General features: G+C 74.0%; 14 protein-coding genes. 4 read left to right on the top strand and 10 right to left on the bottom strand.

The window, feature by feature from the left end; all coding sequences use genetic code 11:
- Window positions 1–282: 282 nt before the first annotated feature.
- Window positions 283–1,785 (top strand): regulator, encoded by a 1,503-nt coding sequence (locus AB0N31_RS25900; RefSeq protein ID WP_366060820.1) that lies wholly within the window; start codon window positions 283–285, stop codon window positions 1,783–1,785.
- A 77-nt stretch (window positions 1,786–1,862) separates the two neighbouring features.
- On the opposite strand, the gene AB0N31_RS25895 is transcribed toward AB0N31_RS25900, so the two are convergent.
- Window positions 1,863–3,248 carry an NAD(P)/FAD-dependent oxidoreductase gene (locus tag AB0N31_RS25895; RefSeq protein WP_366060819.1) on the bottom strand — a complete coding sequence of 462 codons (1,386 nt, stop codon included), beginning with the start codon at window positions 3,246–3,248 and terminating at the stop codon, window positions 1,863–1,865.
- A 162-nt stretch (window positions 3,249–3,410) separates the two neighbouring features.
- The gene (locus AB0N31_RS25890) at window positions 3,411–4,304 is read right to left on the bottom strand and encodes a TIGR01777 family oxidoreductase (protein ID WP_366060818.1); all 894 of its coding nucleotides are present in this window, start codon (window positions 4,302–4,304) and stop codon (window positions 3,411–3,413) included.
- A 71-nt stretch (window positions 4,305–4,375) separates the two neighbouring features.
- Here AB0N31_RS25890 and AB0N31_RS25885 point away from each other — a divergent pair, with 71 nt between their 5' ends.
- Window positions 4,376–4,867, top strand: coding sequence for a GNAT family N-acetyltransferase (locus AB0N31_RS25885; protein WP_366060817.1), 492 nt, complete (start codon window positions 4,376–4,378; stop codon window positions 4,865–4,867).
- A gap of 13 nt (window positions 4,868–4,880) precedes the next feature.
- Here the strand turns inward: AB0N31_RS25885 and AB0N31_RS25880 are convergent, their stop codons facing one another.
- Complete coding sequence (locus AB0N31_RS25880) at window positions 4,881–6,062, bottom strand: MarP family serine protease (protein WP_366060816.1); 1,182 nt, start codon at window positions 6,060–6,062, stop codon at window positions 4,881–4,883.
- A 295-nt stretch (window positions 6,063–6,357) separates the two neighbouring features.
- Between AB0N31_RS25880 and AB0N31_RS25875 the strand changes: the two genes are divergently transcribed.
- Both AB0N31_RS25875 and AB0N31_RS25870 read left to right on the top strand, forming a co-directional pair.
- Complete coding sequence (locus AB0N31_RS25875) at window positions 6,358–7,116, top strand: peptidoglycan recognition protein (protein ID WP_366060815.1); 759 nt, start codon at window positions 6,358–6,360, stop codon at window positions 7,114–7,116.
- Window positions 7,117–7,187: 71 nt separating this feature from the next.
- Complete coding sequence (locus AB0N31_RS25870; RefSeq protein ID WP_366060814.1) at window positions 7,188–7,451, top strand: hypothetical protein; 264 nt, start codon at window positions 7,188–7,190, stop codon at window positions 7,449–7,451.
- 54 nt (window positions 7,452–7,505) lie between these two features.
- On the opposite strand, the gene AB0N31_RS25865 is transcribed toward AB0N31_RS25870, so the two are convergent.
- From AB0N31_RS25865 to AB0N31_RS25835, 7 genes are all read right to left on the bottom strand, one after another.
- Entirely contained in the window at window positions 7,506–8,024 is a 519-nt protein-coding gene (locus AB0N31_RS25865) for a DUF4240 domain-containing protein (protein ID WP_366060860.1), read from the bottom strand.
- Between the two features lie 56 nt (window positions 8,025–8,080).
- On the bottom strand, window positions 8,081–9,055 hold the full coding sequence (locus AB0N31_RS25860; protein WP_366060813.1) for a YafY family protein: 975 nt from the start codon (window positions 9,053–9,055) through the stop codon (window positions 8,081–8,083).
- Between the two features lie 107 nt (window positions 9,056–9,162).
- Complete coding sequence (aceE, locus tag AB0N31_RS25855) at window positions 9,163–11,865, bottom strand: pyruvate dehydrogenase (acetyl-transferring), homodimeric type (RefSeq protein ID WP_366060812.1); 2,703 nt, start codon at window positions 11,863–11,865, stop codon at window positions 9,163–9,165.
- 321 nt (window positions 11,866–12,186) lie between these two features.
- Entirely contained in the window at window positions 12,187–12,810 is a 624-nt protein-coding gene (locus AB0N31_RS25850; RefSeq protein ID WP_366060811.1) for a GntR family transcriptional regulator, read from the bottom strand.
- 312 nt (window positions 12,811–13,122) lie between these two features.
- On the bottom strand, window positions 13,123–14,952 hold the full coding sequence (sucB, locus tag AB0N31_RS25845) for a 2-oxoglutarate dehydrogenase, E2 component, dihydrolipoamide succinyltransferase (RefSeq protein WP_366060810.1): 1,830 nt from the start codon (window positions 14,950–14,952) through the stop codon (window positions 13,123–13,125).
- Between the two features lie 67 nt (window positions 14,953–15,019).
- Entirely contained in the window at window positions 15,020–16,408 is a 1,389-nt protein-coding gene (lpdA, locus tag AB0N31_RS25840) for a dihydrolipoyl dehydrogenase (protein WP_366060809.1), read from the bottom strand.
- 294 nt (window positions 16,409–16,702) lie between these two features.
- Window positions 16,703–18,229: a leucyl aminopeptidase gene (locus tag AB0N31_RS25835; RefSeq protein WP_366060808.1), complete on the bottom strand. Its 1,527-nt coding sequence runs from the start codon at window positions 18,227–18,229 to the stop codon at window positions 16,703–16,705.
- Between the last annotated feature and the right edge of the window lie 99 nt (window positions 18,230–18,328).

Here is an 18,328-nt window from a genome sequence, read left to right as displayed (position 1 = left end):
CGGTCGTCCGGACCCGCCTGTCGGCGCCCGGATCCGCGGTCGGCCGCCCGGGCCTGTCTGTCAGGCCCCACCGCGCCCCAAGCCACTGTACGTCCGCCCGTCGCGCGTCAGCTCCGCGGGCAATCCTCACGCGATCGGATGAATGAACGTCGAGATGTGCGATGGCTTGCTCACGCTCCGCTACATTCGCGCCGTTCACGAGGCCATCAGGGCTGCTCACCGCAATCAGGGCACTTCATCCGGGCACGTCACAGGCCCGGAAGGCAGGAGACCGCACCGCAGATGACGGAACGACCCGCGCAGCGCATTCCCAACCGTCAGCTCGCCGCGCTCATCGCAGAAGCGGGATTCTCCAACGCGGGTCTGGCCCGACGCGTCGATCAGCTCGGCCTCGAGCACGGCCTGGACCTCAGATACGACAAGACGTCCGTCACCCGGTGGCTGCGCGGCCAGCAGCCCCGCGGCACCACCCCCGCCCTCATCGCCGAGGTCTTCACCCGGCGCCTCGGCCGCCGGCTCACCGCCCAGGACCTCGGCCTGGACGCCTGCGCCCCCGTGTACGCGGGTCTGGAGTTCGCCGGCACCCCCGAGGAGGCCGTCGAGATCGTCAGCGGGCTCTGGCGCAAGGACTCCGGCAGCCACGCCGAGCTGCGCAAGATCGCCTTCACCGCGGCCGGGCTCGTCGTGCCCAGCCGGGACTGGCTGATCGGCCGGGCCGACGAGAAGGTGGCCCACGGCGATCCGGCCGCCCGCGTGCCCGCCCAGGGCCGTCCGGCCTCCCGGCCCGCCCCGCCCAGGACCGCCCCCGCGGCCGGCCCGCCCGGGCTGCCCGCCCTGCCCGCCGTACCCCGGCAGCGCGGCACGGCCGAGCGGGGCCCCGCCCAGCGGGTCACCGGCGGCGACATCGCCGCGCTCCGCTCGGTCGGCGAGCTCTTCCGCACCCTCGACAACATGTACGGCGGCGGTCACGCCCGTCAGGCCCTGGTGCGCTACCTGGAGCACGAGTGCGAGCCGATGCTGCGCGGCACCTACGGCGAGCAGACCGGCCGCCGGCTGTTCGGCGCCGCCGCCGACCTCACCCGCCTCGCGGGCTGGACCTCCTTCGACATCGCCGCGCACGGTCTGGCCCAGCGCTACTTCGTGCAGGCCCTGCGCCTCTCCCAGGCCGCCGCGGACCGGGCGTACGGCTCCTACGTCCTCGTCACCATGAGCCGTCAGGCCGTGTACCTCGGCCACGGACGGGAGGCCGTGCAGCTCGCGCGGGTGGCGCAGCAGGGCGTCGGCACCGGTGCGCCGCCCGCAGTGCAGGCGTTGCTGCACGCGGTCGAGGCCCGCGGGCACGCGGTGCTCGGGGAGGTGCGGGCCTGCACGGCGTCCCTGGTGCGGGCCGAGCGGGCGCTGGAGGCGGCCGGGCCGGGGGAGGAGGTGCCGTTCTGGGCGCGCTTCTTCGACGAGGGGCAGCTGGCCGACGAGTTCGGGCACTGCCACCGCGACCTCCAGCAGTTCCGCGCCGCCGCGCAGCACGCCGAACGCTCCCTGCGGCTGCGGCCCGCCGGGTACGCGCGCAGCCGCCTGTTCTGCCGGATCGTCCTCGCCACCGCCCGCCTCGGCCTCGGTGAACTCGACCATGCCTGCCAGATCGCCGCGGAGGCGGCGGGGCAGGCCGCGGAGATGCGGTCGGTACGGGCGGTGGAGTACGTCCGCGACTTCGAGCGCCGCCTGGAGCCGTACCGCGACGCGGCCCCGGCCAGGGTGTACCGGGACCGGGTGGCGGCGCTGGGGTAGGGACACCGGCCCCTGCTCCTCGTCCCGCCGGTCGGGGGGCGGGGGCAGAGGGTTCTGCCCCCGCCCCCCGCGTGCGCTCATGCCGCCCGCTGCGCCGTCCTGACCGGCTCGGCCGCGTGGAGCGAGCCCGCTCCCAGGTCGGAGACGATCGCCGCGGACGCCCGGTGCGCCGAGTGCAGCGCGCCCTGGACCGTGCTGGTGTCCCGGTGGTCGCCGCAGACGTACAGCCCCGCCAGCAGCCGCACCGGGCGGCGCAGGTCGTGCGGCGGCCGCATGGCCGGGACGGCCTCGGCGGTGTGGTGCACGGCCAGCGTCTCCCAGCGTCCGGTCGAGGTGCCGTACAGCCGCGCGAGGTGCCTGCGGACGGCCGTGTCGACGCCGTCCGGCGGCGGTCCGAGCACCGTGGAGGAGATCAGTGTGCGGCCGGCCGGGGCCCGGCTCGGGTCCACCCCGCTGAGCACCGCCGTGTGGGCGACCGGTCCGCTCCGGTCGGCGTCCAGCAGCAGCGAGGCCCCGGTCGCGAGCGGCTCGTCCGTCGTGTGGTGGAGGACCGTGACGGGATGGAAGCCGGGCACCCGCAGGCCGGGCAGCAGCTCCGCCGCGGTGCGCGCGTCGGTCGCCACCAGCACCGCGCGGCACCGGAACTCGCCGTGCTCGGCGGTGGTCACCGAGGTCGTGGAGACGGCGGTGGCACGTACCCCGGTGTGCACGGTTCCCGGTGGCAGCGTCCGCGCGAGCAGTTCGGGCAGGACGTCGGCCCCGCCCTCCGGCACGTACAGCCGCCCGGCCGCGAAGGCGCGCAGCGCCAGGTCCGCGCACCGGCTGGAGGTGGTCAGGTCCGGGTCGCACAGCAGCGCGGCGAGCAGCGGACGCAGGAAGCCGTCGATCGTGCGGGCGGGCAGACCGCGCGCCGCGAGGGCCTCGGCGGCCGGTGCCTCGGGCCGGCGCAGCAGTCGTTCGGCGGGCGTGGCCGCGAGCCGGGTGAGCGCGGCGCCGAGCCGGGCCTGGTCCACGGCCGAGCCCAGCGGCGCCCCGGTCCGCATCCGTGGCGGTGCGGCGGCCGAGCCGGTGCGCGGCCGTGGCAGCGCCCCGCCCCGGGGAGCGCCGGCGAGGGCGCGCACGGCGTGGAGTGCGCCCCTTGCGCCCCCAGCGCCCGCCTGCGCGCCCGCGCGATGGTGGCGTCCGTCGCTGTGCAGCAGGACCCCCGGGGCGAAGGGACGCAGGGTGAGCGCGTCCAGCCCGGGGGTCAGGGCCAGTTCGGGATACGCCGTGGACAGCAGCTGTCCGATGCGGTCGAGCCGGAAGCCGTCGACCTTCTCGGTCGCCATGCGGCCGCCCACGCACGGGGCGGCCTCCAGGACCGTGGTCGTCACTCCTGCACTGGTCAGCCGATGTGCCGCGGAGAGTCCGGCGACCCCGGCCCCCACGATGACGACGTCCGTCCGGTACGCGGGCTCAAGCACGTGCCCCTCCTCGAGGTTGCGCGGCCGATGGAGACGTCATGCCCCCAACTGGCTTTCTGGATACCCGAGTTCGGATCGAGCGTAGGCCCGTGGCCGGTCGGTGACAGTCGCGCATGGACAGGGCACGGTCGCACGGCGGTCGCATACGGTCCCGACGGGGCGTCAGGCGGCCCGGAGGGCGTCCTCGATCCCGGGGAACGCGAAGGCGAACCCCGACTCCAGCAGCCGCTTCGGCACCACCCGCGCGCTGCCCAGCACGTCCCCGGCCATCTCGCCCAGGACCCCCCGCAGCACCGGTGCCGGCACGGAGAACAGCGTCGGCCGGTGCAGCACCCGCCCCATGGCCGCGGTGACCTCACGGTTCGTCAGCGGCTCCGGCGCGGTCAGGTTGAACGGCCCCGACAGGTCGTCACGGTCCAGCAGATGCCGGATCGCCGCCACCTCGTCGTGCAGCGCGATGTACGACCAGTACTGCCGCCCGTCACCCATCCGCCCCCCGAGGCCCGCCTGGAACAGCGGGAACAGCCGCCCCCAGGCGCCGCCGTCGCGCGACACCACCAGCCCGGTCCGGGGGAACACCGTCCGCACCCCGGCCGCCCGCGCCGGTTCCGCCGCCGCCTCCCACTTCACGCACAGCTCCGGCAGGAAGCCCCGCCCGGCCGGCGCGCCCTCGTCGACGACCCGGTCGCCCGTCTCGCCGTAGTAGCCCATCGCGCTGCCGTTCACGAACACCCGCGGCCGCTCGTCGAGCGAGGCGACGGCCTCGGCGAGGGCGGTCGTCCCGTGCACCCGGCTGTCGTGGATCCGGCGCTTGTACTCGTCCGTCCAGCGGTGGTCGCCGACCCCCGCGCCCGCCAGGTTGACCACGGCGGAGCACCCGGCGAGCCCCGCCGCGTCCACCTGCCCCCGCTCGGGGTCCCAGCGCACCTCGTCCACCCCCCGGGGCGCGTGGCGCACCAGGCGGACCACCTCGTGCCCGTCGGCGGTCAGGGACCGCACCAGGGCGCTGCCGATGAGACCGGACGCGCCGGCCACCGCGATTCGCGTTCGTTCCATGTGCCCATCCTGCCCCGTGACCCCGCGGCACCCTCGCGGTGACGAGCCGCCCGACTCGTAGGATGCCGCCCATGACCGGCCCCCTCATACGCCCCGCCCGGCCCGACGACGACGCGACGCTCGCCCTGATCGACGCCCTGACCTGGTCGCCCCTGCACGCCGTCATGCCGCGGCCGCAGCCGCCGTACGGACCCTTCTTCGACGCGCGGCACCTCCCCGAGGACCACCTGGTCGCCGAGGTGTCCGGCCGGGTCGTCGGCTATGTCCGCCTCGGCCGCCCCACCGAACTCGCCTGCAACGCGCACGTACGCCAGATCCAGGGCCTCGCCGTCTCCGACGAGGCGCGCGGCCACGGCGTCGGACGCGCTCTGGTCCGGGCGGCCGTCGAGGAGACCCGCCGGCGCGGCGCCCGCCGCCTGACCCTGCGCGTGCTCGGCCACAACACCGTGGCCCGCACCCTCTACGAGTCCGAGGGTTTCGTGGTGGAGGGCGTCCTGCCGGAGGAGTTCCTCCTCGACGGGGCGTACGTCGACGACGTGTTCATGGGCCGCTCCGTCCTCTGATCCGCCTGCGGTCCTAGGAACCGACCAGCCCGCCCGTGTCCACGGCCGCCGTCGCCGCCGCCGCCCGCTCGGCGTCCCCGGCCACCTCGGCGGCCGTCAGGACGTACCCCGTCCCGGTGTCGGAGGTGGACCGGGCGAAGACGACCCCGAACACCCGGCCGTCGGTGGTCAGCAGCGGACCGCCGGAGTTGCCGGGGCGGACGGTGGAGCGGATCGAGTAGATCTCCCGGGTGACGGTGCCGTCGTTGTGGATGTTCCGCCCCCTCGCGTCGATCCGGTTCGCCACCGTCGCCGCCCGGAGGTCCAGATCGCCGTCCTGCGGATAGCCCGCGACGACCGCTGCGTCCCCGCGCGAGGCGTCGTCGAACCGCAGCTCCGGCGCCCGCAGCCCCGGCACGTACAGCACGGCGACGTCCCGGTCCGGGTCGAACAGCACCACCCGTGCCTCGTACGACCGCCCCACACCCCCGATCCGCACGGTCGGGTCGTCGATGCCCGCCACCACGTGCGCGTTGGTCATCACCCGTTCGCGCGCGTACACGAACCCGCTGCCCTCCCGGCCCTGGTCGCCCGCGACGCCCTCGATCTTCACCGTGCTCAGCCTGGCGGCGTCCGTCGCGGCCGGGGTGACGCTGTCGCCGGTGGGCTCGGCGACCTCCGCCGTCGACTCGTTCTCGAACGGGTTGAAGACCTGCGGGAAACCCGCCTCGGTGAGCGCGGACGTGGCCCGCGAGAACCAGGCCGGGGTGGTGTCCGGCATCGTGTCCTGCACCGCCCCCAGCAGCCGGGAGTCCCGGATCGCCGACGACACCACCGGCGTCGCGGACACGGCCAGCACGCTCGCCGCCACCCAGGCCACGATCAGCACCGCCACCGAGTTCGCCACCGCCCCGCCGGCCCCGTCGGCCACCCGGAGCGGCCCGCGGTCCAGTTCCCGGCGCAACCGCAGCGCCGGCCGCCCCGCCAGCTCGTGTCCCACCGCCGCCGGGATTAGCACGGTGAGCACCGCGGTGACCGTCGCCGCCGTCGTCCCCGGCGCCACCAGCTCCATCACCCACGGCAGGATCCACACGCCCACCGCCGCGCCGCCCACGAAACCGGCCAGCGAGACACAGCCGGCCACCAGTCCCCGCCGGTAGCCCGATCCGGCGTACGCCAGGACCACCAGCACCAGCAGGATGTCGAGCAGGTCCACGCAGCCGCCCTTCTCTCGGACCCCTCGGTACGTGGGGGACGGGCCCGGTGATCAGCCTCGCGCGCGCGGGGCCCGCCCTCGACCGGCCACGCACGCGTGCACCCGGAGAACGCCGCGGACCGGGAGGATGGTTCCACCGGGTGGCACAGCACACGTCGCGGGCGGAACGGAACCGTCCGACAGTGGGGTCATGCATGCCATCCGACAGGTCCCCCGCCCTGGGCGGAGGCCTGCGCGCAGACCCGGGCGGAGACCCCGGGGGCGGCGCCCGGCGCGGCTGCCGCGGCCGCTCCTCGTGGCCCTGGCCTGCCTGCCGGGGCTGGCCGCCGTGACCGCCCTGGGCCTGTGCGCGGACGGCGTCGAACACGCCGCCACGGCGTCCCTGGCCGCCCGCCCCGTGCGGCGTTCGGCGCAGTTCCCCGCGCACTCCGCCGCCCGGCCGCGCATCGTGCCGCGCTCCGTCTGGGTGGCCGACGCCGCACGCGCCCAGCCGCCGCCGCGCTACGACGACAAGGTCGTCGCCGTCTTCGTCCACCACACCGACTCGCCCAACGGTTACGACTGCGCCGACGCGCCCCGCATCATCCGTCACCTCTACGCGGGCCAGACCGGCGGCCGCGACTGGGACGACATCGGCTACAACTTCCTCGTCGACCGCTGCGGCACCGTCTACGAGGGCCGGGCGGGCGGCGTCGACCGGCCCGTCACCGGCGCGCACACCCAGGGCTTCAACCACCGCACGGCCGGCATCGCCGCCCTCGGCACGTTCACCTCGGGCGTCCCCGTGCCGCAGGCGATGGTGGACTCGATAGCGGCCCTCGCCGCCTGGAAGCTCGGCCTGGCGGACGTCGACCCGCGCGGGAGCGTCCGGCTGACCTCCAGCAACAGCGGCAGCCGGTACGCCGCGGGCGTCACGGCCGCCCTGCCCGCCCTCGCCGGCCACCAGGACGGCTACATGACCAGCTGCCCCGGCGCGGCCCTCAGCGCCCGTCTGCCGGAGATCCGGCAGACGGCCGCCCGCCTCCAGGGCCGGACGTTCACAGGAACGCCCTAGGCGCCGTTCAGGGTTCTCCCATCCCCGCCCCCTACGGTCATGCACAACACAAGCCGACCGAGGTGGGGATCATGAACGGCACGAACGGCACCCTGAAGACCGGCGGCACCGGCACCACGCACCGCGGCCAGGCGGAGGCGGCGGCCGCCGGGCGACGGGCCCTCCGCAGCCCCTGGACGGTCGTCTGCGCCGTCGCCGCGGTCGTCCTCGGCCCCGCGGCGGCCACCGCGTCCGCCCTGGAGCAGGCCAACAAGGCGCCGCTGCACCACGCGGTGCGGGCCGAGCAGCAGGCGTACCTCCCGGCGGACGCCACCCGCCGCCGCACGACGGTCTGACCCCGGCCCCGGCGCCGGCGCCGGCGCCGGCCCGTTCGCGGCCCGGCGGCACGGTCAGCCCCGGAAGCGCTCCCACAGCCGCGGATACCGCTCCGCGAGCGCCCGCTCGCTCTCGAAGTCGACCGGGGCGCCCTCGGGTTCCGCCGGGGCGGGCGCGATGCCCAGGTCCGGGGCGACGGTCCCGGTGAGCTGCTCGTAGGCCTCGTCGGCCGCGTAGCCCAGCTCCTCGCCGTCGCCGTCGATCTCCTCGTCGAACTCGCCCAGCAGCTCCGCGAGCGAGTCCGGGTCGTGCACGGCGCCCTCGTACACCTCCCGGCCCTGACCGATCAGCCAGCACCGGAAGAAGTCGAAGGCGTCGTCGCTCGCCCCGTCCAGCAACACCCAGGCGGCGCCCCACAGGTCCCAGGTGTACGCCCGGTTGTAGCGGGCCTCGAAGTGACGGGCGAAGTCGAGCACCATGTCGGGGTCCAGCAGGAGCAGCCGCTCCACCAGCAGATCGGCCTGGTCCTCCGGGTCGCCCCCGGCGGCCTCGCGGGTGGCGTCGACCAGCTCCCAGAACTCCGTCTCGTCCATCACGCGTTCCAGCATCCTGCCTGGGCGGGTGGGCCGCACCTGGAGTGCGGGCGGTCTCAGGGGCGGTACAGCGCCGCCAGCCGGGCCGCGTCCTCGGCGAGACGGCGGCGCAGCGGCTCCGGGGAGACCACCTCGGCCTCCGGCCCCAGCGCGGTGAGCTGGCCGTGCGCCACCTCCTCGGACTCCACGCCCAGGGTGACCGTCACCCACCCCCGCGCATCCGGCTCCCCGGCCCCTGCCAGGGCGTCCCGCGCGGCCACCGGGTCGACGGCGTACGGCAGCCGGCGCAGCCCCGCCGGCGTGAGCCGTACGACGACCTCGGCCCGCAGGATCGACCGCGCGAACCGCTCCGCCTGCCCGGCCCAGAAGCCGGGCAGATCGAAGTCCTCGTCCCTGCCGAACCGCTCCGCGCCCGGTCGCGCGTCCGTGAACCGGTCGACGCGGTACGTCCGGAAGGCCCCCGCGTCGGTCACCCGCGCGCACAGGTACCAGACGCCCGCCTTCAGCACGAGCCCGTACGGCTCCAGCTCCCGTACGGCCTCCGTCCCGGCCCGCAGGTACCGGGCGGTGAGCGGACGGTCGTCCCACACCGCCTCCGCGACCACGGGCAGCAGCGGGGGCGTCTCCGGCTCCTGGAACCAGGCGGGCGCGTCCAGGTGGAACCGCTGCGCCGCCGTCCTCGGGGCGTCCCTGAGGGACGGCATCAGAGCGGCCGACACCTTCAGGCGGGCCGCCGAGGCCGCGTCCTGCAGGCCCATCTCCCGGAGCGCGCCCGGTACGCCGCTCAGGAACAGCGCCTCCGCCTCGCCGCGGGCCAGGCCGGTGAGGCGGGTGCGGTAGCCGTCGACCAGGCGGTAGCCGCCGGCCCGCCCGCGCTCGGCGTACACCGGGACGCCGGCCTCCGACAGGGCCTGGGCGTCCCTGGTGACCGTGCGCTCCGACACCTCCAGCTCGCGCGCCAGTTCGGCGGCGGTCATGGCGGACCGGCCCTGGAGGAGCAGCACCATCTTGATGAGCCGGGCAGCACGCATACCCGCATGATGCCGGGTGGCACCGACAGGGTGCTCCCCCCCCCGGACGCCCGGAGGGGGCGCGGCGGCCGTGGCCACCGCGCCCCCTCCGGGCGCACCCACCGGGCCTACAGCCCGTACCGCTCCCGTGCTTCCTTCACCGCCGTCGCCCGGACCTCGCCGCGGCGGGCCAGCTGGGCGAGGGCCGCCACCACGATGGACTCCGCGTCGACGCCGAAGTGGCGGCGGGCGGCGTCACGGGTGTCGGACAGGCCGAAGCCGTCGGCGCCCAGCGACGAGTAGTCCTGCTCGACCCACTGCGCGATCTGGTCCGGGACCTGGCGCATGTAGTCGGAGACCGCGAGGACCGGCCCCTCGGCACCCTGGAGCGCCTGGCGGACGTACGGCAGCCGCTCCTCGCCGCGCAGCAGCGCCGCGTCGGCCTCCAGCGCGTCGCGCCGCAGCTCGGTCCAGGAGGTCGCGGACCACACGTCGGCGGCCACGCCCCACTCCTCGGCGAGCATCTTCTGCGCCTTCAGCGTCCAGTGGATCGCCGTGCCGGAGCCCAGGAGCTGGATGCGCGGCGCGTTGGCGACGGGGGACAGACCCGCGGACTCCGCCGTGTTGAAGCGGTACAGGCCCTTGACGATGCCCTCGTCGATGCCGGGACCGGCCGGCTTCGCGGGCTGCGGCATCGGCTCGTTGTAGACGGTCAGGTAGTAGAAGACGTTCGGGTCCTCGTCCGGCGCCGTCTCGCCGTACATCCGGCGCAGACCGTCCTTGACGATGACGCCGATCTCGTACGCGAACGCCGGGTCGTACGTCAGCGCGGCCGGGTTGGTCGCCGCGATCACCGGCGAGTGGCCGTCGGCGTGCTGGAGGCCCTCGCCCGTCAGCGTGGTGCGGCCGGCCGTGGCGCCGACGAGGAAGCCGCGGCCGAGCTGGTCGCCGAGCTGCCACATCTGGTCGGCCGTGCGCTGCCAGCCGAACATCGAGTAGAAGATGTAGAACGGGATCATCGCTTCGCCGTGCGTGGCGTACGCGGTGGACGCGGCGATGAAGTCGGCCATCGAACCGGCCTCGGTGATCCCCTCGTTGAGGATCTGGCCGTTCTTGGCCTCCTTGTAGTACATCAGCTGGTCGCGGTCGACCGGCTCGTACGTCTGGCCCTTGGGGGAGTAGATCCCGAGCGAGGGGAACAGCGACTCCATGCCGAAGGTGCGCGCCTCGTCGGGGACGATCGGCACCCAGCGCTTGCCGGTCTCCTTGTCGCGGACCAGGTCCTTGACCAGCCGGACGAAGGCCATGGTGGTGGCGACGTTCTGGGAGCCGGAGCCCTTGTCGAACGCGGCGAACGCCTTCTCCGCGGGGGCGGGCAGCGGGGCCAGCGCGTGCGTACGGCGGGCCGGGGCCGGGCCGCCGAGGGCGGCGCGGCGCTCCTGGAGGTAGCGGACCTCGGGGGAGTCGGCGCCGGGGTGGCCGTAGGGGACCACGCCGTCGACGAACCGGCTGTCGGAGATCGGCAGCTCCAGCAGGTCGCGCATCGCCTTGAACTCGTCCACCGAGAGCTTCTTCATCTGGTGGTTGGCGTTCTTCGACGCGAAGCCCTCACCGAGGGTGTGGCCCTTGACCGTCTGGGCCAGGATGACCGTCGGGGCGCCCTTGTGCTCGACGGCCGCCTTGTAGGCCGCGTACACCTTGCGCGCCTCGTGGCCGCCGCGGGAGAGGTGGAAGCACTCCAGGATCTTGTCGTCGCTCAGCAGCTTCGCCATCTCGACGAGCGCCGGGTCGGCGCCGAAGAAGTCCCGGCGGATGTAGGCGGCGTCGCGCGTCTGGTACGTCTGCACCTGGGCGTCGGGCACCTGGCGCAGGCGGCGTACGAGCGCGCCCGTGGTGTCGAGCCGGAACAGCTCGTCCCAGGCCGAACCCCACAGCGTCTTGACGACGTTCCAGCCGGCGCCGCGGAACTGGGCCTCCAGCTCCTGCACGATCTTGAAGTTCGCGCGGACCGGGCCGTCGAGGCGCTGGAGGTTGCAGTTGATGACGAACGTGAGGTTGTCCAGCTCCTCGCGGGCGGCGAGCGCGAGGGCCGCCGTCGACTCGGGCTCGTCCATCTCGCCGTCGCCGAGGAACGCCCAGACGTGGGAGGCGGAGACGTCCTTGATGCCGCGGTTGGTCAGGTAGCGGTTGAAGCGCGCCTGGTAGATCGCGGAGAGCGGGCCGAGGCCCATCGACACCGTCGGGAACTCCCACAGCCAGGGCAGGCGCCGCGGGTGCGGGTACGACGGAAGGCCGTTGCCGCCCGCCTCCTGGCGGAAGTTGTCCAGGTGGCCCTCGTTCAGGCGGCCGTCGAGGAAGGCGCGGGCGTAGATGCCGGGGGAGGCGTGGCCCTGGATGTAGAGCTGGTCGCCCGAGCCGTCGGCCTCCTTGCCCTGGAAGAAGTGGTTGAAGCCGGTCTCGTACAGCCAGGCCGCGGAGGCGAAGGTGGCGATGTGGCCGCCGACGCCGTGTTTCGCGCCCCGGGTCACCATGGCCGCCGCGTTCCAGCGGTTCCAGGCGGTGATGCGGGCTTCCATCGCCTCGTCACCCGGCGTGGCGGGCTCGGCGGCGGTGGGGATGGTGTTGACGTAGTCCGTCTCGAGCAGCTTGGGCAGCGCGATGCCGTTGCCCTCGGCCCGCTCCAGCGTGCGCCGCATCAGGTACGCGGCACGGTGCGGCCCGGCCGCCTGGGCGACCGCGTCCAGTGAGGCCTGCCATTCGGCGGTCTCCTCCGGGTCCCGGTCGGGGAGCTGGTCGAGCGCGCTCGGCTGGATGGCGTGGGGGTCGGTCATGTCGCCGCCTTCCTCAGTCGAAGGGGGTTCCCTCATCGGCAAGGGTTCGGGGTTGCCCTTTGTCTTTGGCAGGACAGGGCGGTGGGGCTCTGCCGCGGAGTCGTGGTACGACACCGCTGCGCGGCCCGTCGGCGACTGTAACCCCCTGATCGATGATCGATCAAAGGGTTGAGGGCGAAAACCTCTTGATCACGAGAAAGTCGGCACGGGGTGTCTCGCGCAAAGGCACCCCGTGCCGCATTTTCGAAAGGTTTTCGCAGGTGGGGCCACGTATGAGCGAATGCGCGCTCAGGGGCGTCCAGAACCCTCGGCGCGCACCGCTCAGGCCCGCGGCGCGCAGCCCAGCACGTGCGCCTTCACGATCTCCGCGATGCGCGGGTCCCGCCGCTTGAAGGCCGCCACCAGCTCCTCGTGCTCCTCCGCGTACGACTGCTGCACCGTCCCCAGCCAGCGGATCGACAGCGCCGTGAACACCTCGATGCCCAGCCCCTCCCAGGTGTGCAGCAGCACGGAGTTGCCGGCCGCGCGGACCAGCTCGCGGTGGAAGGCCACCGTGTGCCGCACCTGGCCCGTCCCGTCCGACGCCCGGTCCGCCTCGTACAGCGCGGCCACGTGCGGCTCCAGCGCCGAGCAGTCCTCGGCCAGCCGCTGCGCCGCCAGCTCCGCGGCGATCGCCTCCAGACCGGCCCGGACCGGATAGCTCTCCTCCAGGTCGGCCGCGGTCAGGTTACGCACCCGTACGCCCTTGTTCGGCGCGGACTCGATCAGCCGCAGCGACTCCAGCTCGCGCAGCGCCTCCCGCACCGGCGTCTGGCTGACCTCCAGCTCGCTGGCGATCCGCCGCTCCACGATCCGCTCGCCCGGCTGCCAGCGCCCGCTGACGATCCCCTCCACGATGTGCTCGCGGATCTGTTCGCGCAGCGAGTGGACGACGGGCGCGGTCATGAGGGCTCCTTAGGGAGGGGCCGCCCATCGGCCCCTGGGGCGTTTGACGTTTAGACAATAAGGCCGCGACGGGTTCGGGGAGCGGCTCACGGGGGTGCTTCCGCGCAGGTGAGACGAGACTTACACGCGGCTGGCAGCCGGCCGGCGTTCGAGGACGAGGCCCTGTTCAGGAGCGAAGTGGGGGGCCGGGGCGGCGGCCCCGGGTCGGGGACGGGAAGGGGCGGCGGGGGGAAAGGAGCCCCCGGGACGCCAACGCGCGGTGCCCCCGCCCGAGAGACCCGGGCGGGGGCACCGTACGACACTGCGCGCTGGCTACAGGCCGAGCTCGACCTCGAACTCGCCCGCCTCCAGGATCGCCTTGACCGCCGTCAGGTAACGGGCCGCGTCGGCGCCGTCCACCAGCCGGTGGTCGTAGGACAGCGTCAGGTAGGTCATGTCGCGGACGCCGATGACCGTGCCCTCCTCCGTCTCGATGACGGCCGGACGCTTCACCGTGGCCCCGATGCCCAGGATCGCGACCTGCCCCGGCGGCACGATGATCGTGTCGAAGAGGGCACCGCGCGAACCGGTGTTGGAGATGGTGAAGGTCGCGCCGGACAGCTCGTCCGGAGTGATCTTGTTGCCGCGGACCTTGCCGGCCAGCTCGGCCGTGGCCTTGGCGATACCGGCGAGGTTGAGGTCACCGGCGTTCTTGATGACCGGGGTCATCAGGCCCTTCTCGGAGTCCACCGCGATACCGATGTTCTCGGTGTCGAAGTAGGTGATGGTCCCCTCGGCCTCGTTGATCTTGGCGTTGATCGGCGCGTGGGCCTTCAGCGCCTGGGCCGCGGCCTTGACGAAGAACGGCATCGGCGAGAGCTTGACGCCCTCACGGGCCGCGAAGGAGTCCTTCGCCTTGGCGCGCAGCTTCATCAGCCGCGTGACGTCGACCTCGACGACCGACGACAGCTGGGCCTGCTCGTGCAGCGCCTTGACCATGTTGTCGCCGATGACCTTGCGGATGCGCGGCATCTTGACGGTCTGGCCGCGCAGCGGGGAGGCCTCCAGCGCGGGGGCCTTCTTCGCGGCGGCGGGGCCTCCGGCAGTCGCGGCGGCGGCCGGAGCCGGGGCAGCGGCGGCGGCCTTCGCGGCCTCGGCGGCGGCGACCACGTCCTGCTTGCGGATGCGGCCACCGACGCCGGTGCCCTTGACCGAGCCCAGGTCGACGCCGTTCTCGGCGGCGAGCTTGCGCACCAGCGGGGTGACGTAGGCACCCTCGTCGGTGGCCTGCGCGGCCGCGGGAGCCGGGGCGGCCGGGGCGACCGGAGCCGGAGCGGCCGGAGCCGCGGCGGCCGGAGCCGGGGCCGCGGCGGCCGGAGCGGGAGCGGCCGGAGCCGGAGCGGGCTCCGGGGCGGGCGCGGGAGCCGGAGCGGCGGGCGCGGCCGGAGCCGGGGCGGCGGGGGCGGCCTCGGCGGGCGCCGGGGCGGCCGGAGCCGGGGCCGCTGCCGGAGCCGCACCCGGAGCGCCGATGACGGCCAGCTTGGCGCCGACCTCGGCGGTCTCGTCCTCGCCCACCGTGATCTCGAGCAGCACACCGGAGGTGGGCGCCGGGATCTCGGTGTCGACCTTGTCCGTGGAGACCTCGAGCAGCGGCTCGTCGGCCTCGACGGAGTCGCCGACCGACTTCAGCCAGCGGGTGACGGTGCCCTCGGTGACGGACTCGCCGAGCGCGGGCAGGACGACGTCCGTGCCCTCGGCGGAGCCGCCGCCGGAAGCGGCCTCGGCGGTGGGAGCGGGGGCCGGGGCCGCCTGCTCGGTGGAGGGCTGCGCGGCCGGGGCCGGCTCGGGAGCCGGCGGGGCGACCTGCTCGGCGGCCGGGGCCTGCTCGGCGGCCGGAGCCGGCTCGGTGGCCTCGGCCGCACCGGTGCCGTCGTCGATGACGGCCAGCTCGGCGCCGACCTCGACGGTCTCGTCCTCGGCGACCTTGATGGACGCCAGGATGCCGGCGGCGGGCGAGGGGATCTCGGTGTCGACCTTGTCGGTCGACACCTCGAGCAGGGGCTCGTCGGCCTCGACGCGCTCGCCCTCGGCCTTCAGCCAGCGGGTGACAGTGCCCTCGGTGACGCTCTCACCGAGCGCCGGAAGGGTTACGGAAACCGCCATGGTTTCGGTTGCTCCTTACGAATTGCGGAAGTCTGTGTCGTCGCGGAGTCGCTTCGCCGACCGAGGGTCAGTCGTGCGAGTGGAGCGGCTTGCCGGCCAGGGCCAGGTGGGCCTCGCCGAGCGCCTCGTTCTGCGTCGGGTGGGCGTGGATGAGCTGCGCGACCTCGGCCGGCAGCGCCTCCCAGTTGTAGATCAGCTGGGCTTCGCCGACCTGCTCGCCCATGCGGTCGCCGACCATGTGGACGCCGACCACGGCACCGTCCTTGACCTGGACGAGCTTGATCTCGCCGGCGGTCTGGAGGATCTTGCTCTTGCCGTTGCCCGCCAGGTTGTACTTCAGAGCGACGACCTTGTCCGCGCCGTAGATCTCCTTGGCCTTGGCCTCGGTGATGCCCACGGAGGCGACCTCGGGGTGGCAGTACGTCACCCGCGGGACGCCGTCGTAGTCGATCGGGACGGTCTTCAGACCGGCCAGACGCTCCGCCACCAGGATGCCCTCGGCGAAGCCGACGTGCGCGAGCTGGAGCGTCGGGACGAGGTCGCCGACGGCGGAGACGGTGGGGACGTTCGTGCGCATGTACTCGTCGACCAGGACGTAGCCGCGGTCCATCGCGACGCCCTGCTCCTCGTAGCCCAGGCCCTGCGAGACCGGGCCGCGGCCGATGGCGACGAGCAGGATCTCGGCCTCGAACTCCTTGCCGTCGGCGAGGGTGACCTTGACGCCGTCCTGGGTGTACTCGGCCTTCTGGAAGAAGGTGCCCAGGTTGAACTTGATGCCGCGCTTGCGGAACGCGCGCTCGAGGAGCTTGGAGGAGTTCTCGTCCTCGACCGGGACGAGGTGCTTGAGGCCCTCGACGATGGTGACGTCGGTGCCGAAGGACTTCCACGCGGAGGCGAACTCCACGCCGATGACGCCGCCGCCCAGGATGATCGCGGACTTCGGCACGCGGTCCAGGACGAGCGCGTGGTCGGAGGAGATGATCCGGTTGCCGTCGATCTCCAGGCCCGGCAGCGACTTCGGCACGGAGCCGGTCGCCAGGAGCACGTGGCGGCCCTGGATCCGCTGGCCGTTGACGTCGACGGAGGTCGGGGAGGACAGGCGGCCCTCACCCTCGATGTACGTCACCTTGCGGGAGGCGACAAGCCCCTGCAGGCCCTTGTACAGGCCGGAGATGACACCGTCCTTGTACTTGTGGACCCCGGCGATGTCGATGCCCTCGAAGGTGGCCTTGACGCCGAACTGCTCGCTCTCGCGGGCCTGGTCGGCGATCTCGCCCGCGTGGAGCAGGGCCTTGGTGGGGATGCAACCCCGGTGCAGGCAGGTGCCGCCGACCTTGTCCTTCTCGATCAGGGCGACGTCCAGGCCCAGCTGGGCCCCGCGCAGGGCCGCGGCGTAACCGCCACTACCACCGCCGAGGATCACTAGGTCGAAAACGGTGCTGGCGTCGTTCGCCACGTCACGTCCTCCATGCATGTGCGCCGTGCGCCGGTCGTCGCTGACCGCCGGCGGCTGGTGTCCGGCCGCTCTTTCTTCGGCCCTGTGGTGGGGGCCCTGTCCTGCCGAGCCCCATCTTCGCACCTGTGGGAGGCGAACGAGACGCCGGGCCGGGGTGTGAGACACCCCACGCTCACTTGTGTCCGGGGTGAGCGGCCCCGCCGGGGGCGCGGGGCTGTGCCGGCCCGCGGCCGCGCCGCGTGACCGCGACCTGCCGAGTGACCAGGCGCACAGTCCCCGCCCCCCCCCGAGCGGTCAGCCGAGGTCGCCCTCCGCGGTCAGCTCCGCCAGCCGCACCAGCGTCCGCACGGCCGTGCCCGTACCGCCCTTGGGCGTGTAGCCGAACGGCCCGCCCTCGTTGAACGCCGGTCCCGCGATGTCGAGGTGCGCCCAGGTGATCCCCTCGCCGACGAACTCCCGCAGGAACAGACCGGCGACGAGCCCGCCGCCCATCCGCTCGCCCATGTTCGCGATGTCGGCGACGGGGGAGTCCATGCCCTTGCGCAGGTGGTCGGGCAGCGGCATCGGCCAGGCCGGCTCGCCGACCTCCTCGGCGGCCTCGTGCACCGCGGCGCGGAACGCGTCGTCGTTCGCCATGATGCCGAACGTCCGGCTGCCCAGCGCCAGCATCATCGCGCCGGTCAGGGTCGCGACGTCCACGATGGCGTCCGGCTTCTCCTGGGAGGCGGCCCACAGCGCGTCGGCGAGGACCAGCCGGCCCTCGGCGTCGGTGTTGAGGACCTCGACCGTCTTGCCGCTGAACATGCGCAGCACGTCACCCGGGCGGGTGGCGGAGCCGGACGGCATGTTCTCGGCCAGCGCCAGCCAGCCGGTGACGTTGACGTCCAGGCCGAGACGTGCGACGGCGACCACGGCGGCGAAGACCGCCGCCGCACCGCTCATGTCGCACTTCATCGTCTCGTTGTGCCCGGCCGGCTTGAGCGAGATGCCGCCCGAGTCGTAGGTGATGCCCTTGCCGACGAAGGCGAGGTGCTTCTTCGCCTTGGAGGAGGTGTACGACAGCTTCACCAGGCGCGGGGCCGCGGCCGAACCGGCGCCGACGCCGAGGATGCCGCCGTAGCCGCCCTTGGCGAGGGCCTTCTCGTCGAGGACCTGCACCTTGATGCCGTGTTCCTTGGCCGCGGTCTGGGCGAGGGCGGCGAAGGCCTGGGGGTCCAGGTCGTTCGGCGGGGTGTTGATGAGGTCCCGGGCGCGGTTGAGCTCCTCGGTGACGGCCGCGGCGCGGGCGAGGGCCGCCTTGTGGGCGGCGTCGCGCGGCTTGCCGCCGAGCAGGACGGCCTCGGCGAGCGGGGCCTTGCCGTTCTTCGCCTTGGCGTCCTTGCCCTGCTCCTTGTAGGCGTCGAAGGAGTAGGCGCCGAGCACGACGCCCTCGGCGACCGCGCCGAGGTCGGCGGCGTCCGCCAGGGGCAGGGCGAAGGCGGCCTTCTTGGAACCGGCGAGGGCGCGGGCGGCCACACCGGCGGCGCGGCGCAGCGCCTCGGCGTCGTAGGAGGCGTCCTTCTCGGGCTCCGCGCCCAGCCCCACCGCCAGCACGAGAGGCGTCTTGAAGCCGGCCGGGGCCGGCAGCTTCGTCACCTCGCCCTCGGCGCCGGCGGCACCGAGGGTTTCCAGGACGCCGGCGAGCCGGCCGTCGTAGGCCTTGTCCACGGCCTCGGCGCCCGCTGTGACGACGGGGCCGTTGGCGCCCTTGGCGACACCGATCACGATCGCGTCGGCCCGCAGGCCGGGCGCCGCGGCGGTGCTGAGAGTGAGAGCAGTCACGGTGGTGATTTCTCGCTTCCGATGTGGAGTTGCTGTGGCCGATATGAGTGGGTCGACCGGGCCCGACAGCCGACCCTAGATCCGGGCTGGGGGAGCGGT

Origin of the sequence: Streptomyces sp. NPDC051051 (genome assembly GCF_040682975.1) — a bacterium.
Classification (GTDB): Bacteria; Actinomycetota; Actinomycetes; order Streptomycetales; family Streptomycetaceae; genus Streptomyces.
This window is presented reverse-complemented; position numbering and strand designations above follow the sequence as displayed.

Bases quoted from the DNA above. Each gene is read 5' to 3' on its own strand.
- AB0N31_RS25900 (WP_366060820.1), top strand. From the start codon at position 283: ATGACGGAACGACCCGCGCAGCGCATTCCCAACCGTCAGCTCGCCGCG.
- sucB (WP_366060810.1), bottom strand. From the start codon at position 14,952: ATGGCGGTTTCCGTAACCCTTCCGGCGCTCGGTGAGAGCGTCACCGAG.
- AB0N31_RS25860 (WP_366060813.1), bottom strand. From the start codon at position 9,055: ATGCGTGCTGCCCGGCTCATCAAGATGGTGCTGCTCCTCCAGGGCCGG.
- AB0N31_RS25870 (WP_366060814.1), top strand. From the start codon at position 7,188: ATGAACGGCACGAACGGCACCCTGAAGACCGGCGGCACCGGCACCACG.
- AB0N31_RS25850 (WP_366060811.1), bottom strand. From the start codon at position 12,810: ATGACCGCGCCCGTCGTCCACTCGCTGCGCGAACAGATCCGCGAGCAC.
- aceE (WP_366060812.1), bottom strand. From the start codon at position 11,865: ATGACCGACCCCCACGCCATCCAGCCGAGCGCGCTCGACCAGCTCCCC.
- AB0N31_RS25885 (WP_366060817.1), top strand. From the start codon at position 4,376: ATGACCGGCCCCCTCATACGCCCCGCCCGGCCCGACGACGACGCGACG.
- AB0N31_RS25890 (WP_366060818.1), bottom strand. From the start codon at position 4,304: ATGGAACGAACGCGAATCGCGGTGGCCGGCGCGTCCGGTCTCATCGGC.
- AB0N31_RS25865 (WP_366060860.1), bottom strand. From the start codon at position 8,024: ATGGACGAGACGGAGTTCTGGGAGCTGGTCGACGCCACCCGCGAGGCC.